The following is a 13015-nucleotide window of genomic DNA, read 5'->3' on the forward strand; positions in this document are numbered from 1 at the left end:
CAACATCTGGTCAGGCTGGGTAAGTCAGTCCTTCTTTTCCCTTCGTATTTTCAATCTAGGGGATTTGTGATATACTGGTATAAAGATTTAGGAGACGACTATGGAAAAACTGTGGAAGATTATTTATTCGAGGACTTTTATTGTCATTAGCCTGCTTGCTCTGACGGTCTTTCTGATTTTTTGGTTTGTGGTTGAGGCGACCAATTATATGCCGGCATTTTGGTCCATTATGCAGATTTTTTCTGTTCTGGTGGCCATTTCCATTATCAATCGTCCAATGAATACTAGTTTTAAGCTGACCTGGATTATATTTGTCAGTGGCATTCCCATTTTTGGAGCCCTCTTTTATTTCATTCTCCAATCCAATATTGAAACGAAGCGTTATCGGAAGAATTTCTATAAACAGGCTGAGCGCTTGCGCGAATTCTCCAGCACTTCTGACAAGGTCATGAAGGCACTGGCCAAGGAGGATAAGGAGCAGCTCAAGCTAGCCAACTATATGAGTGACCATGTCGGTTATGCCCTGCATACTAATACGGATGCGGTGTATTTTTCCAGTGGAGAGGCCAAGTTTGAAGCTCTTTTGGAGGAATTGAAAAAGGCAGAAAACTACATTTTTATGGAATACTTCATTGTGGACCAGGGCTATATGTGGGACTCTATTCTGGCTGTTTTGAAGGATAAAGCAGAGCAGGGAGTGGAAGTGCGCTTTATGTACGACGGGACCAATTCTCTGACCAATCTGCCCTATTCCTACTATAAGCAACTGCGGACCTTTGGAATCAAGGCCAAGGTATTCTCACAGATTATCCCGGCCCTTTCCACTATTCAAAACAACCGCGACCACCGCAAAATTGCCATCATTGACGGAGCAGTCGCCTTTACAGGTGGGGTTAATATTGCGGACGAATATATCAATAAAATCGTTCGGTTTGGCTACTGGAAGGATGCTGCTATCATGATTAGGGGGGAGGCGGTTGCCAACTTTACCCTCATGTTCCTGCAGATGTGGAACTATGACGAAAAAGGGGAGACTGAGGACCTCAAGTACCTCAAATCCCACAAGGACTTGGAGACAGAGACCATTGATGGCGAAGGTTTCTTCCTGCCCTACGGAGAAAATCCCTTTGATGGAGATGAGGTGGCCAAACGTGTCTATCTGGACATGATTCAGTCTGCGACAGATTACATTTACATCATGACGCCCTACCTGGTCTTGGATGACGAGATGATTGACAATCTAACCTACGCGGCCAAACGCGGCGTCAAGGTCAAGTTACTCCTGCCTCATATCTATGATAAAAAATCAGCCATGTTGGCTGCTCGGACAGATTTTCCGACCTACCTAGAATCAGGCATCGAAATTTACGAATACCAGCCAGGTTTTGTCCATTCCAAGGTGGTCCTTGTGGATGACAAAAAGGCAACGGTGGGGACGGTCAACATGGATTTCCGTTCTTTCTATCTAAACTTCGAGTGTGGTCTTTATATCTACAACCATTCAGGTGTTCTAGCAGCAATCAAGGAAGACTTTGACCAGTCCTTCAAGAAATCCCAGCAAATCAAGCTCCTGCCCTTTATCAAAACCTATTCGTGGAACAAACGACTGGCCGGAGCCATTATGCGCATTATTGCCCCCTTATTATAGAAAACGACAGATTTTCCCTGTCGTTTTTTCCTTTGAACATGGTATAATGGAAAGATAGATGCTAAGGAGAAAAAAGTATGATTAAACCACAATATGACTGGCAATTGATGCCCAGTTTTTCTGATGAAACATTTGTCAAATTGGCAAAGAAAGAAGGGTTGGACCCTATCGCAGCCAAGCTCCTCTACGAGCGGGGCATCCAGACAGCGGAGGATTTGCAGAAATTTTTGCAGCCCAGCCTTGAAGACCTGCATGATCCTTATCTACTGCATGACATGGACAAGGCCGTTGAGCGGATTCGTCGGGCCATTGAGGACTACGAGCAGATTCTGATCTATGGTGATTACGATGCGGACGGCATGACATCAGCTTCGATTTTGAAGGAGACCTTGGAGGAGCTAGGGGCGGAGGTCCAGGTCTACCTGCCCAACCGCTTTACCGATGGCTACGGCCCCAACCAGTCTGTCTACAAGTATTTCATTGAGCAGCAGGGGATTTCTCTCATTGTTACGGTTGACAATGGCGTAGCGGGTCATGAAGCTATTGCCTATGCCCAAGAGATGGGTGTTGATGTGATTGTGACGGACCACCATTCCCTTCAGGCGACTTTACCGGCTGCTTATGCCATTGTTCATCCAGAGCATCCCGAAGGCAACTATCCCTTTAAGCACCTGGCTGGCTGTGGCGTCGCCTTCAAATTGGCATGCGCACTTTTGGAGACGGTTCATGCAGACCTATTGGACCTAGTCGCAATTGGAACCATAGCCGATATGGTCAGCCTGACCGATGAAAATAGGGTTATGGTCAAATACGGCCTTTCTCTGCTCAAACAAACTGAGCGGGCTGGCCTACAAGAATTGATGAAGATTGCTGGGATTGAGCTCGATGGCCTTGATGAAGAAACGGTCGGTTTTCAAATTGCCCCCCGCCTCAATGCCCTGGGCCGCCTGGATGACCCCAATCCAGCCCTTGAACTCTTGACTGGCTTTGACGATGAAGAGGCCCATGAAATTGCCCTCATGATTGATGCTAAAAATGTGGAACGCAAGGATATTGTCCAGGCTATTTACGATGAGGCCAAGACCATGCTAGATACCAGTCGGCCTGTACAGGTTCTAGCCAAGGAAGGCTGGAATCCTGGTGTGCTGGGGATCGTTGCAGGCCGTCTCTTGGAAGAGCTGGGCCAGCTGGTCATTGTCCTGTCCATTGAGGAAGGGCGGGCCAAGGGCTCTGCCCGGTCACCGGAGGCTGTTGATATTTTCCAAGCCCTCAAGGACCACCAGGACCTCTTTATCGCCTTTGGCGGTCACGCTGGAGCTGCTGGCATGACGCTGGAAGTGGATAAATTAGACCAGCTGGCGGACACTTTAGCGACCTTTATCGAAGAGAATAAACTGGACTTGTCTCAGAAATCTGCACTGGTTATTGATGAGGAGCTTGACCTAGAGGAATTGACCCTGGATACTTTAAAATCCTTTGACAAGCTGGCTCCCTACGGCATGGACAACAAAAAACCTGTCTTTTATGTCAAGGATTTTCAGGTTGAGTCTGCCCGGACTATGGGGCAAAACAATGCCCACCTCAAGCTCCGGATTAGTAAGGGAGCAGCCGGATTTGACGTCGTTGCCTTTGGCAAGGGCAATCTGGCTCTGGAATTTTCTCAGGCCAAGGATCTGGAGCTGGCTGTGACCCTTTCTGTCAACAGATGGAATGGCAATACCAGCCTGCAGCTCATGCTGGTGGACGCGCGTGTGGACGGTGTTCAGCTCTATAACATTCGCAGTAAACAGCATCCGATTCCTGCTGGCATTCCTCTGGTGGACATGGTAGAGCAGACGAGTTCGCCTGTCATTGCTCTAGCTAGTTTGCCAGAGGATTTAGAAAGTCTGCGCAGCTATTTCCAAGAACATCAATTCGAGGCTATCTACTTCAAAAATGAGATAGCCAAGCCCTATTATTTGGATGGATACGGGAGTCGGGAGCAATTTGCCAAGCTCTATAAGACCATTTACCAGTTTGATGAGTTTGATGTGCGTTATAAACTCAAGGATTTGGCTGCTTATCTGAAAATTAAGGACAGCTTGCTGGTCAAGATGATTCAGATTTTCCAGGAATTGGAGTTTGTCACCATTTCAGATGGGGTGATGAGGGTCAATAAGGATGCCCAGAAGCGGGAGATTTCGGACAGTCAGATTTACCAAGACCTGAAGAAAACGGTCGTCCAGCAGGAGCTTTTTGCTCTGGGAACGGTCCAAGAAATTTATGATTGGCTGTGTGGTTCATCATGATCTGGCAGGTCTTATTATTGGCAGTCCTTATCTGTCTGCCCTTCTTACCCTGGCGTAAGTGTCGGACCTGTAGCGTTCCTCTTCAAGCTAAGAGACTAGACCAGTTGACCTTTGCCAGCCTAGCCCGTGCGGAGACTTTGAAGGAAATGAGAAGAAACTTGGACCAGGCAAGCTCTGCTCAGTTGGTGGACCAGATTATTGCCAGTCTTGAATTTCCAGAGGAATTGGAGCAGAAGCACCTGACCTGGTTAATGGGACAGATGGACCAAAATCTGCCTCCACATCATGCCTTTTGGAGGGAGTTTGCTCGGCTAGTTGACTTAGCTTACCCTGATGAGAGCCTACCTAAGCAGGTTCACCAGCTCCGTTACTTGATTTCCTACCAGCAGGCGGCTTGGGTCCGCAGGCACTACGGGCAGGGGAAATCAGACTGGCAGGCCTTGACTAGCTATCTGTCTACTTTGCCACGCCGGAGTTACCAGCTGCGGCAATCTGCCCGCCTCCACAACAAGCAACTCTTTCGCAGAGAAAAATTAACACAGAGCCTGCCCCTCAACATCAAGATCCTCATCCATTTTCACAGCGAGTTTATTTTGGATGAAAAGGGGAACTTTGCCTTGATTTTGGATGAGACTCCGACCTTAAATGGTCAGGTCAACGGTGCCTCCTTTAACTATGCCAGGGCCAATAATCTCAGGCACTACCAGCTGGACATGAAACCGGTTGGTCCCCACGACCCTGTCTACCGTAAGAAAATCCTCCGTTCCAAGGCAGGGGCTTATCTGTCTCCGGCTAGAATTTACTGGTTCCAACTGCGCAAGTCCAAGGCGGGCTGGAACCATTCCTATTTCAACCGGCAGGGAATATTTTCCTCAGGTGGAAATAGCAGAGCAGCCCAGGTAGCTAAACTGCGAAAGGAATTTTCCAGAGACATAGGATTTAGATTATGCCAAAAGATAAAATCATGGTATAATAAAGAGTAAAATTATTTTTAAAAAGTGAGAAAAACATGAACTTAAAAGATTACATCGCAACTATTCCTGACTATCCAAAAGAGGGTATCGAGTTCCGTGATATTAGCCCCTTGATGGCTGATGGAAATGCCTACAGCTATGCTGTTCGTGAGATTGTGCAGTATGCTGTTAGCAAGGATATTGATATGATTGTTGGTCCTGAGGCGCGTGGATTTATCGTAGGTTGTCCTGTTGCCTTTGAATTGGGTATAGGATTTGCACCAGTTCGTAAGCCAGGGAAATTGCCACGCGAAGTGATTTCGGCTGACTATGAAAAAGAATACGGTGTGGATACCTTGACTATGCACGCAGATGCTATCAAACCTGGTCAACGTGTCCTGATTGTAGACGACCTGTTGGCTACTGGTGGTACGGTCAAAGCAACAATCGAAATGATTGAAAAATTGGGTGGAATTGTTGCTGGATGTGCCTTCTTGATTGAGTTAGATGACCTCAAAGGCCGTGAAGCTATCGGCGACTACGACTACAAGGTTTTGATGCATTATTAAGATTATCTATCAAGGGTATAGTTATAATCTATAACTGGTACTAATTTTAAGCTATTTGATTTGTCTGGACACCTGCTTTATAATAGATAATAAGATAATAAGGAGGTTGTCCATGCCAATCAAGATTGAAAAATCCTTACCAGCAGTAGATATTTTGAGACAAGAGAATATCTTTGTCATGGATAGCGACCGAGCTAGCCATCAGGACATCCGTCCGATAAAGATTTTAATTCTTAATCTTATGCCCCAAAAAATTGTGACGGAGACCCAGTTGCTCCGTCTTTTGGCCAATACGCCCCTGCAGCTTGAAGTGGAATTTCTGCACATGGTCAGTCATGAATCCAAGAATACTCATGCTGACCACTTGGACCAATTTTACAAGACCTTTGAAGAGGTCAAGGATAGCTATTTTGACGGGCTCATCGTCACTGGTGCTCCAGTAGAAAATTTACCATTTGAGGAAGTGGACTATTGGCAGGAACTGGTCCAAGTTTTCGACTGGTCCAGGACTAATGTCTACTCAACCTTGCATATTTGTTGGGGGGCACAGGCTGGACTGTACGCCCGCTACGGTGTCGAAAAATACCAGATGGATCGCAAATTGTCCGGCGTCTATTGCCAAGAAGTAGTAGGGGCAAACAATCCCCTCATGCGTGGATTTGATGATGAGTTTCGCTCACCTCATTCCCGCTATACTGAGGTCAAGGCGGAAAATATTGCTCATTTAGGACAGCTGGAAATTCTATCCCAAGGAGCAGATGTCGGCCTGTCTATTCTAGCCAGCAAGGACTTGCGCGAAGTCTATAGTTTTGGTCATTTGGAGTACGACCGTGACACCCTGGCTAAGGAATATGAGCGAGATTGCCTGGCTGGGAAAAATCCCTATGTGCCAGAGAATTATTTCAAAAACGATGATCCGACCAGCAGACCAGCTCTGTCTTGGAATTTGCCAGCAGCACAATTCTTTACAAACTGGGTCAACTATGCGGTCTATCAAGAAACACCTTACGACTGGAATCACGCAGAATTATCAGCTCTTTCAGCGAGTTTATAAAGAGGAAGTATGAATTATTCACAGCAATTTCAGCAGGGCCACGTGGTCCTGCCTTCTGCCTTACTATTTCATTTTAAGGATGTATTTCCCTCATCACAGACTTTTTTGGTTTGGCAGTTTTTCTATTTTCAAAATACCAGTAAATTAGAAACCCTTGCCCCAAGCGACATCGCTCAGGCCATTGGGGCTACGGTGGCCGAGGTGAATCGGGCCATTGAACAGTTGCAGGATTCAGGCTTGCTGGAGATGAAAACCATTATCTTAGATGGTGAGATTGAGATGATTTTTGATGCAGCCCCAGCCCTGGAAAAGCTGGATGGTTTATTTGCTGCGCCTAAGGAATCTGCTGTGGAGATTCTTGCTCCTGCTAATGATTTGAAGATCATTGTAGGTGATTTTGAGCGAGAACTTGGCCGTCTCCTGTCGCCTTTTGAGATTGAGGATTTGCAGAAGACGATTGAAGAGGACAAGACCTCCGTTGAGCTCATTCGAGCAGCCCTCAAAGAGGCCGTATTCAACAATAAGACCAACTGGAAATATATTCAAGCTATTCTGCGTAACTGGCGTCGGGAGGGCATTACCACCGTCGCTCAAGTAGAGGCAAAAAATGCAGAAAGAGATTTGCCATCGCCCAAGAATGTCACTGCATCCAGCGATTTTCTGGCGGCCATGGATCTCTGGAAAGAGTAAAATGGAAACAAAATTATCAAAACGGCTGGAAACAGTCGCATCTTTCGTGCCAACCGGAGCACGCTTAGTCGATGTAGGGAGTGACCATGCTTATCTCCCTCTTTTTTTGGTGGAGCAGGGTAGGATTGACTTCGCCGTGGCAGGTGAAGTGGTCCAGGGCCCCTATCAGTCTGCCCTTCAAAACGTCGAGCAGGCGGGACAGACGGACAGGATTTTGGTTCGTTTGGCCAATGGGCTGGCGGCCGTAGAAGCTGTTGACCAGATTACTGCTGTGACTATCGCAGGCATGGGCGGTAGACTCATCGCCGACATCTTGGAGGCCGGTCAGGATAAGTTAGCAGGCGTTGAGCGCTTGATTCTCCAGCCAAATAACCGAGAGGACGATGTTCGGCGCTGGCTCCAGGCAAGTGGATACCGTCTGATTGCCGAGGAAATCCTGGAAGAAAATGACAAACTCTATGAAATCCTAGTAGCGGAGCCAGGAAAGATGAGCTTGTCTGCAACAGAAGAGCGATTTGGACCTTATTTATTGGAGCAGCAGTCTGCTGTCTTTGTTAATAAGTGGTTGAAGGAGCTGGATAAGCTCACTTATGCCCTGGAACAAGTGCCCCTTGAAAGACAGGATGACCGCTCTGCCATTTCCCAAAAAATCAATCACATCAAGGAGGTTTTGCATGTTAGCTAGTCAACTCATCGCACGTTATCAAGCCTTTTGTCCGCCCCATCTAGCCATGGAAGGGGATGTCAGCGGTCTGCAAATCGGGACGCTGAAAAAGGATATCAAGCGGGTCATGGTGGCCCTGGATATTCGTGAAACGACAGTGGCAGAGGCCATTGACAAGCAGGTGGATTTGATTATTGTCAAGCATGCCCCTATTTTCCGTCCGATTAAGGATTTGGTGGCGGATAAGCTGGAAAATCAGATTTATCTGAATTTGATTAAGCACGATATTGCGGTCTATGTCAGCCACACGGACATTGATGTGGTCGAGGGTGGTCTGAACGACTGGTTCTGTGAACTCTTGGGGATAGAGGAGACAACCGTTCTTCATGAGACTATTGAAGGTCACGGGATTGGTCGTGTGGGCACCATAGCAGAGCAGACCTTGGAGGAGCTGGCAGTGAAGGTTAAGTCCGTCTTTGGTCTGGATGCGGTTCGCCTGGTTACCTATGGTCATCAAGCCCAGCAATATGTTAGTCGAGTGGCTATTTGTGGCGGTAGTGGCGGTTCATTCTATCAGGATGCGATTGCGAAGGATGCGGATGTCTATATCACTGGTGATATTTACTATCATACTGGTCAGGACATGCTGACCCAGGGCCTCTTGGCCATTGACCCAGGTCATCACATTGAGGTGCTCTTTATTAAGAAAATCGCTGATTTGCTAGAGAACTGGAAGGCTGAAAACGGCTGGGATGTGGAAATCTTGCCTTCAACCGTGTCGACCAATCCCTTTCGACATTTGTAAAAATTATGCTTGGCACCCTAGTGGTGCTTTTTTTAACCAAAATAGAAAGATACCAGTGAGCAAGGGTCAGGTTGAAGGCAGTGGCAACAACCTTTGCTCTATTTTCGGTTCCAAAACTTATCCAAACTATCTGAGCTTGCAATTCTTCTGAATTTGGGTTATGCTAGAGGAACTTAAGATATTGATTTAGAAAGTTGGTTCTTCTATGACCTGGTTTATGGAACAATCAGTTGTTGTACAGGCCTTGTTGGGAGGGCTCTTTACCTGGTCCTGTACTATTTTAGGGTCAGCGGTTGTTTTTTTCTTTAAAACGATTAGTCGGAGGCTCTTGGATACCATGTTGGGCTTTGCGGCTGGAGTGATGATTGCGGCCTCGTTTTGGTCTCTCTTGGCTCCTTCGATTAGCTATGCGGAGGAGACCTATGGTGCCTGGGCTTGGGTGCCTGCAGCTCTTGGTTTTGCTTTTGGAGGCATCTTTTTACGCTTGGTCGATGCTCTGGTGCCACATTTGCACCTGGGGCACGACAAATCTCAGGCCGAAGGTGGGGGTGAGGAGGACAGGAAAAATCTGTCTAAAACAGCTCTGCTATTTTTGGCCATAACTATCCACAATATTCCTGAAGGGTTGGCGGTCGGGGTAACCTTTGGTGCTCTGGCGTCGAACTTTAGTCCTGCTGCCCTTGCAGGTGCTATTGGGTTAGCAGTCGGTATCGGTCTGCAAAATATTCCTGAGGGAGCAGCCCTGGCCATCCCTATTCGGACAGACGGCGCGACTCGAAGTAAGGCCTTTTTCTGGGGGTCCATGTCGGCCATTGTTGAGCCTATTGCTGCTGTGATTGGGGCAGTGGCGGTGACCTACATGACACCGATTTTACCCTATGCCCTATCTTTTGCGGCCGGTGCTATGATTTTCGTCGTGGTCGAGGAGCTCATTCCGGAGTCCCAGACCAATGGAAATACGGATATTGCAACGCTGGGCCTCATGGCTGGTTTCATCATCATGATGATTCTGGACGTGGCTCTTGGATAAACTTGAAAGTCTCTTCGGGGGCTTTTTCCTTATGACAAAAACGCTGAAAATATGGTATAATGGACTGGTATTATACGCAGGAAGGTAAGACTATGAAAGGTATTATTTTAGCCGGTGGTTCAGGCACTCGCCTCTATCCGCTGACGCGTGCAGCTTCCAAACAGCTCATGCCCATTTACGACAAACCCATGATTTACTATCCGTTGTCAACCCTGATGTTGGCTGGGATTAAGGAGATTTTAGTCATTTCCACGCCGCAGGATCTTCCACGCTTCAAGGATATGTTGGGTGACGGTTCTGAGCTGGGTATTTCTTTGGAATATGCAGAGCAGCCAAGTCCAGATGGACTTGCGCAAGCCTTTATCATCGGTGAAGAATTTATCGGTGATGACCATGTAGCCCTTATCTTAGGGGATAACATTTACCATGGAAATGGCCTGACCAAGATGCTCCAACGGGCAGCCAGCAAGGAAAAAGGTGCGACAGTCTTTGGATATCAAGTCAAGGATCCAGAACGTTTTGGTGTCGTTGAGTTTGATGAAAACATGAACGCTATTTCCATTGAAGAAAAACCAGAGGTTCCCAAATCAAACTTTGCGGTTACTGGACTCTACTTCTATGACAATGATGTTGTGGAAATCGCGAAAAATATTAAACCATCACCTCGTGGCGAGTTGGAAATCACAGATGTCAATAAGGCTTATCTGGAACGTGGCGACTTGTCAGTAGAGCTTATGGGACGCGGATTTGCCTGGTTGGATACAGGTACACACGAGAGCCTTTTGGAAGCGGCTCAGTACATCGAAACGGTTCAGCGCTTGCAAAACGTTCAAGTCGCGAACTTGGAAGAAATTGCTTACCGCATGGGCTACATTACAAAAGAACAAGTGCATGAATTGGCACAACCGCTTAAGAAAAATGAATACGGACAATACTTGCTCCGTTTGATTGGAGAGGCTTAATGACAGAAAACTTTTTCGGTAAAGAGCTTGCGGCTCGTCCAGTTGATGCTATTCCTGGTATGCTGGAGTTTGACATTCCAGTGCACGGAGATAACCGTGGCTGGTTCAAGGAAAATTTTCAGAAGGAAAAAATGTTGCCACTTGGTTTCCCAGAAAGTTTCTTTGCAGAAGGAAAATTGCAGAATAATGTTTCCTTCTCTCGTAAAAACGTTCTTCGTGGTCTTCACGCAGAGCCTTGGGATAAATACATTTCAGTAGCAGACGGCGGTAAGGTTTTGGGAACTTGGGTGGATCTTCGTGAAGGAGAGACCTTCGGTAATACCTACCAAACCGTTATCGATGCTTCAAAAGGTATCTTCGTTCCGCGCGGAGTAGCCAATGGTTTCCAAGTCTTGTCAGACTTCGTGGCCTACAGCTACTTGGTTAATGACTATTGGGCATTGGAACTCAAGCCTAAGTACGCTTTTGTCAACTACGCAGACCCTAGTCTCGACATTAAATGGGAAAACCTAAAAGAAGCAGAAGTTTCAGAAGCAGATGAAAACCATCCATTCCTCAAGGATGTCAAGCCTTTGAGAAAAGAGGACCTCTAATGTTTCAAGCCTTTTTGGAAATAGCAGAGCAGTTAAACAAGTTAGGAATCACTCCCTTGTTAATGGGCTCAGTTGGTTTGGAAAGGCGCACAGGGAGGGACTGGCAGGCAGGAGATTTGGACATCCATGTTCCAAGTGATCCGCGTGGCTGGGAAGCCCCAGACGACGAAAGGATTTATCAGGCGGATGCCTTGATTGCTATGATGAACCAACTAGGTTACGTCCTTGTTGACCGTCATGAACATGAATTTCATAAAGACGGCTTATCTGTTGAATTCGGAGGCCTACATTCACTGCCTGAATTTGCTGGTGTAGAGCTAGAAGATTTGGAAGAACTAGAAACAGCAGGTGTTCGCTATTACCTACCGACACTTGAACAATACCTGAAAATCTACCAAGCCTCTTCAAAAGATTCCTACCGTGCAGAAAACAACAATCAAAAAGACTTTGCTAAGATTGCTTACTTAAAAGAAATCTTGAAGTAAAATAAGCGAGCAAAGCGAGCCTATAAAGGGGAGTTGCTGCTGTAGCGATAGTACCCGAACTGCTTTGGAAGTTCGGGTACAGGGGATTTTCGAGACTTTTGGCTCGAAAATAAGCAATGAAACGCCTAAGGCGGTTGCTTGCGCCCCACGCTACCTTAAGCAGCTCAAAAAAATAAAAAACATTTTCGGAGAAAAAAATGTATAAAAACATCATCGTTACAGGTGGAGCTGGTTTCATCGGCTCAAACTTTGTGCACTACGTTTACAATAACCACCCAGACGTCCATGTGACTGTCTTGGATAAACTCACTTATGCAGGAAACAAGGCTAACTTGGAAGCTATTCTTGGTGACCGTGTGGAGTTGGTTGTCGGCGATATCGCAGATGCCGAATTGGTGGATAAGTTGGCTGCTAAAGCGGATGCGATCGTTCACTACGCAGCGGAAAGCCACAACGACAACTCTCTCAATGATCCAAGCCCATTTATCCATACCAACTTTATTGGTACTTACACTCTTCTTGAAGCGGCTCGTAAATACGATATCCGTTTCCACCATGTATCGACTGACGAAGTATACGGTGACCTTCCTTTGCGTGAAGATTTGCCAGGTCATGGCGAAGGTCCAGGTGAGAAATTCACTGCGGAAACCAACTACAACCCATCATCTCCATATTCATCAACTAAGGCTGCTTCAGACTTGATTGTCAAAGCATGGGTGCGTTCTTTTGGCGTCAAAGCGACCATTTCCAACTGTTCAAACAACTACGGTCCTTACCAGCATATCGAGAAATTCATTCCGCGCCAGATCACCAATATCTTGGCAGGTATCAAGCCAAAACTCTACGGTGAAGGTAAGAATGTTCGCGACTGGATCCACACCAATGATCATTCAACAGGTGTCTGGGCGATTTTGACAAAAGGTCGCATGGGCGAAACTTACTTGATTGGTGCCGATGGTGAGAAGAACAATAAGGAAGTTCTTGAATTGATTCTTGAAAAAATGGGTCAACCCAAAGATGCTTACGACCACGTGACTGACCGTGCAGGACATGATTTGCGCTATGCTATTGACGCAAGCAAACTTCGTGACGAGCTTGGCTGGACACCGCAATTTACAGACTTCTCTCAAGGTTTGGAAGAAACAATCCAGTGGTACACAGATAACCAAGACTGGTGGAAGGCTGAAAAAGAAGCTGTTGAAGCCAACTACGCAAAAACGCAAGAAGTTATTAAGTAAAAAAAACAGAAGGCTGGGGCAATTGCCCAAGCCTTT

The 13015-nt window shown here is 46.7% G+C and carries 13 protein-coding genes; all 13 read left to right on the plus strand.

The features are described from left to right. Positions 1–100 precede the first annotated feature (100 nt). The 13 genes from cls (at position 101) to rfbB (ending at position 12979) form a co-directional block, all read left to right on the plus strand. Positions 101–1648 (plus strand): cardiolipin synthase, encoded by a 1548-nt coding sequence (cls, locus tag ACHBHN_RS02590; protein ID WP_105110755.1) that lies wholly within the window; start codon positions 101–103, stop codon positions 1646–1648. Between the two features lie 77 nt (positions 1649–1725). After that, positions 1726–3936 (plus strand): single-stranded-DNA-specific exonuclease RecJ, encoded by a 2211-nt coding sequence (gene recJ, locus ACHBHN_RS02595; RefSeq protein WP_394733575.1) that lies wholly within the window; start codon positions 1726–1728, stop codon positions 3934–3936. Then, the gene (locus ACHBHN_RS02600) at positions 3921–4919 is read left to right on the plus strand and encodes a DUF3114 domain-containing protein (protein WP_394733594.1); all 999 of its coding nucleotides are present in this window, start codon (positions 3921–3923) and stop codon (positions 4917–4919) included. The genes recJ and ACHBHN_RS02600 overlap by 16 nt, the downstream gene beginning before the upstream one ends. A gap of 26 nt (positions 4920–4945) precedes the next feature. Further along, the gene (locus tag ACHBHN_RS02605) at positions 4946–5458 is read left to right on the plus strand and encodes an adenine phosphoribosyltransferase (RefSeq protein WP_105110758.1); all 513 of its coding nucleotides are present in this window, start codon (positions 4946–4948) and stop codon (positions 5456–5458) included. A gap of 112 nt (positions 5459–5570) precedes the next feature. After that, positions 5571–6512, plus strand: a complete 942-nt coding sequence (metA, locus tag ACHBHN_RS02610) for a homoserine O-succinyltransferase (RefSeq protein ID WP_105110759.1) — start codon at positions 5571–5573, stop codon at positions 6510–6512. Positions 6513–6521: 9 nt separating this feature from the next. Further along, entirely contained in the window at positions 6522–7202 is a 681-nt protein-coding gene (locus ACHBHN_RS02615) for a DnaD domain-containing protein (protein WP_105110760.1), read from the plus strand. A gap of 1 nt (position 7203) precedes the next feature. Continuing rightward, positions 7204–7887 (plus strand): tRNA (adenine(22)-N(1))-methyltransferase TrmK, encoded by a 684-nt coding sequence (locus ACHBHN_RS02620; protein WP_105110761.1) that lies wholly within the window; start codon positions 7204–7206, stop codon positions 7885–7887. Next, the gene (locus tag ACHBHN_RS02625; RefSeq protein ID WP_105110762.1) at positions 7877–8671 is read left to right on the plus strand and encodes a Nif3-like dinuclear metal center hexameric protein; all 795 of its coding nucleotides are present in this window, start codon (positions 7877–7879) and stop codon (positions 8669–8671) included. The genes ACHBHN_RS02620 and ACHBHN_RS02625 overlap by 11 nt, the downstream gene beginning before the upstream one ends. 205 nt (positions 8672–8876) lie before the next feature. Continuing rightward, positions 8877–9701 carry a ZIP family metal transporter gene (locus tag ACHBHN_RS02630; RefSeq protein WP_105122675.1) on the plus strand — a complete coding sequence of 275 codons (825 nt, stop codon included), beginning with the start codon at positions 8877–8879 and terminating at the stop codon, positions 9699–9701. 92 nt (positions 9702–9793) lie between these two features. Next, a complete protein-coding gene (rfbA, locus tag ACHBHN_RS02635) occupies positions 9794–10663 on the plus strand; it encodes a glucose-1-phosphate thymidylyltransferase RfbA (RefSeq protein ID WP_105122676.1) in 870 nt (289 codons plus the stop codon). Next, positions 10663–11256 carry a dTDP-4-dehydrorhamnose 3,5-epimerase family protein gene (locus tag ACHBHN_RS02640; RefSeq protein WP_105122677.1) on the plus strand — a complete coding sequence of 198 codons (594 nt, stop codon included), beginning with the start codon at positions 10663–10665 and terminating at the stop codon, positions 11254–11256. The genes rfbA and ACHBHN_RS02640 overlap by 1 nt, the downstream gene beginning before the upstream one ends. Further along, complete coding sequence (locus tag ACHBHN_RS02645; RefSeq protein WP_105122678.1) at positions 11256–11741, plus strand: phosphoribosylanthranilate isomerase; 486 nt, start codon at positions 11256–11258, stop codon at positions 11739–11741. Before ACHBHN_RS02640 ends, ACHBHN_RS02645 begins: the two co-directional genes overlap by 1 nt. A gap of 197 nt (positions 11742–11938) precedes the next feature. Further along, positions 11939–12979, plus strand: a complete 1041-nt coding sequence (rfbB, locus tag ACHBHN_RS02650) for a dTDP-glucose 4,6-dehydratase (protein ID WP_105122679.1) — start codon at positions 11939–11941, stop codon at positions 12977–12979. Positions 12980–13015: the final 36 nt, after the last annotated feature.

It is taken from the genome of Streptococcus sp. A22 (assembly GCF_043674215.1).
Lineage (GTDB): Bacteria > Bacillota > Bacilli > Lactobacillales > Streptococcaceae > Streptococcus > Streptococcus suis_V.

Bases quoted from the DNA above. Each gene is read 5' to 3' on its own strand.
- ACHBHN_RS02640 (WP_105122677.1), top strand. From the start codon at position 10,663: ATGACAGAAAACTTTTTCGGTAAAGAGCTTGCGGCTCGTCCAGTTGAT.
- rfbB (WP_105122679.1), top strand. From the start codon at position 11,939: ATGTATAAAAACATCATCGTTACAGGTGGAGCTGGTTTCATCGGCTCA.
- rfbA (WP_105122676.1), top strand. From the start codon at position 9,794: ATGAAAGGTATTATTTTAGCCGGTGGTTCAGGCACTCGCCTCTATCCG.
- recJ (WP_394733575.1), top strand. From the start codon at position 1,726: ATGATTAAACCACAATATGACTGGCAATTGATGCCCAGTTTTTCTGAT.
- ACHBHN_RS02615 (WP_105110760.1), top strand. From the start codon at position 6,522: ATGAATTATTCACAGCAATTTCAGCAGGGCCACGTGGTCCTGCCTTCT.
- cls (WP_105110755.1), top strand. From the start codon at position 101: ATGGAAAAACTGTGGAAGATTATTTATTCGAGGACTTTTATTGTCATT.
- ACHBHN_RS02645 (WP_105122678.1), top strand. From the start codon at position 11,256: ATGTTTCAAGCCTTTTTGGAAATAGCAGAGCAGTTAAACAAGTTAGGA.
- ACHBHN_RS02625 (WP_105110762.1), top strand. From the start codon at position 7,877: ATGTTAGCTAGTCAACTCATCGCACGTTATCAAGCCTTTTGTCCGCCC.
- ACHBHN_RS02620 (WP_105110761.1), top strand. From the start codon at position 7,204: ATGGAAACAAAATTATCAAAACGGCTGGAAACAGTCGCATCTTTCGTG.
- metA (WP_105110759.1), top strand. From the start codon at position 5,571: ATGCCAATCAAGATTGAAAAATCCTTACCAGCAGTAGATATTTTGAGA.
- ACHBHN_RS02630 (WP_105122675.1), top strand. From the start codon at position 8,877: ATGACCTGGTTTATGGAACAATCAGTTGTTGTACAGGCCTTGTTGGGA.
- ACHBHN_RS02605 (WP_105110758.1), top strand. From the start codon at position 4,946: ATGAACTTAAAAGATTACATCGCAACTATTCCTGACTATCCAAAAGAG.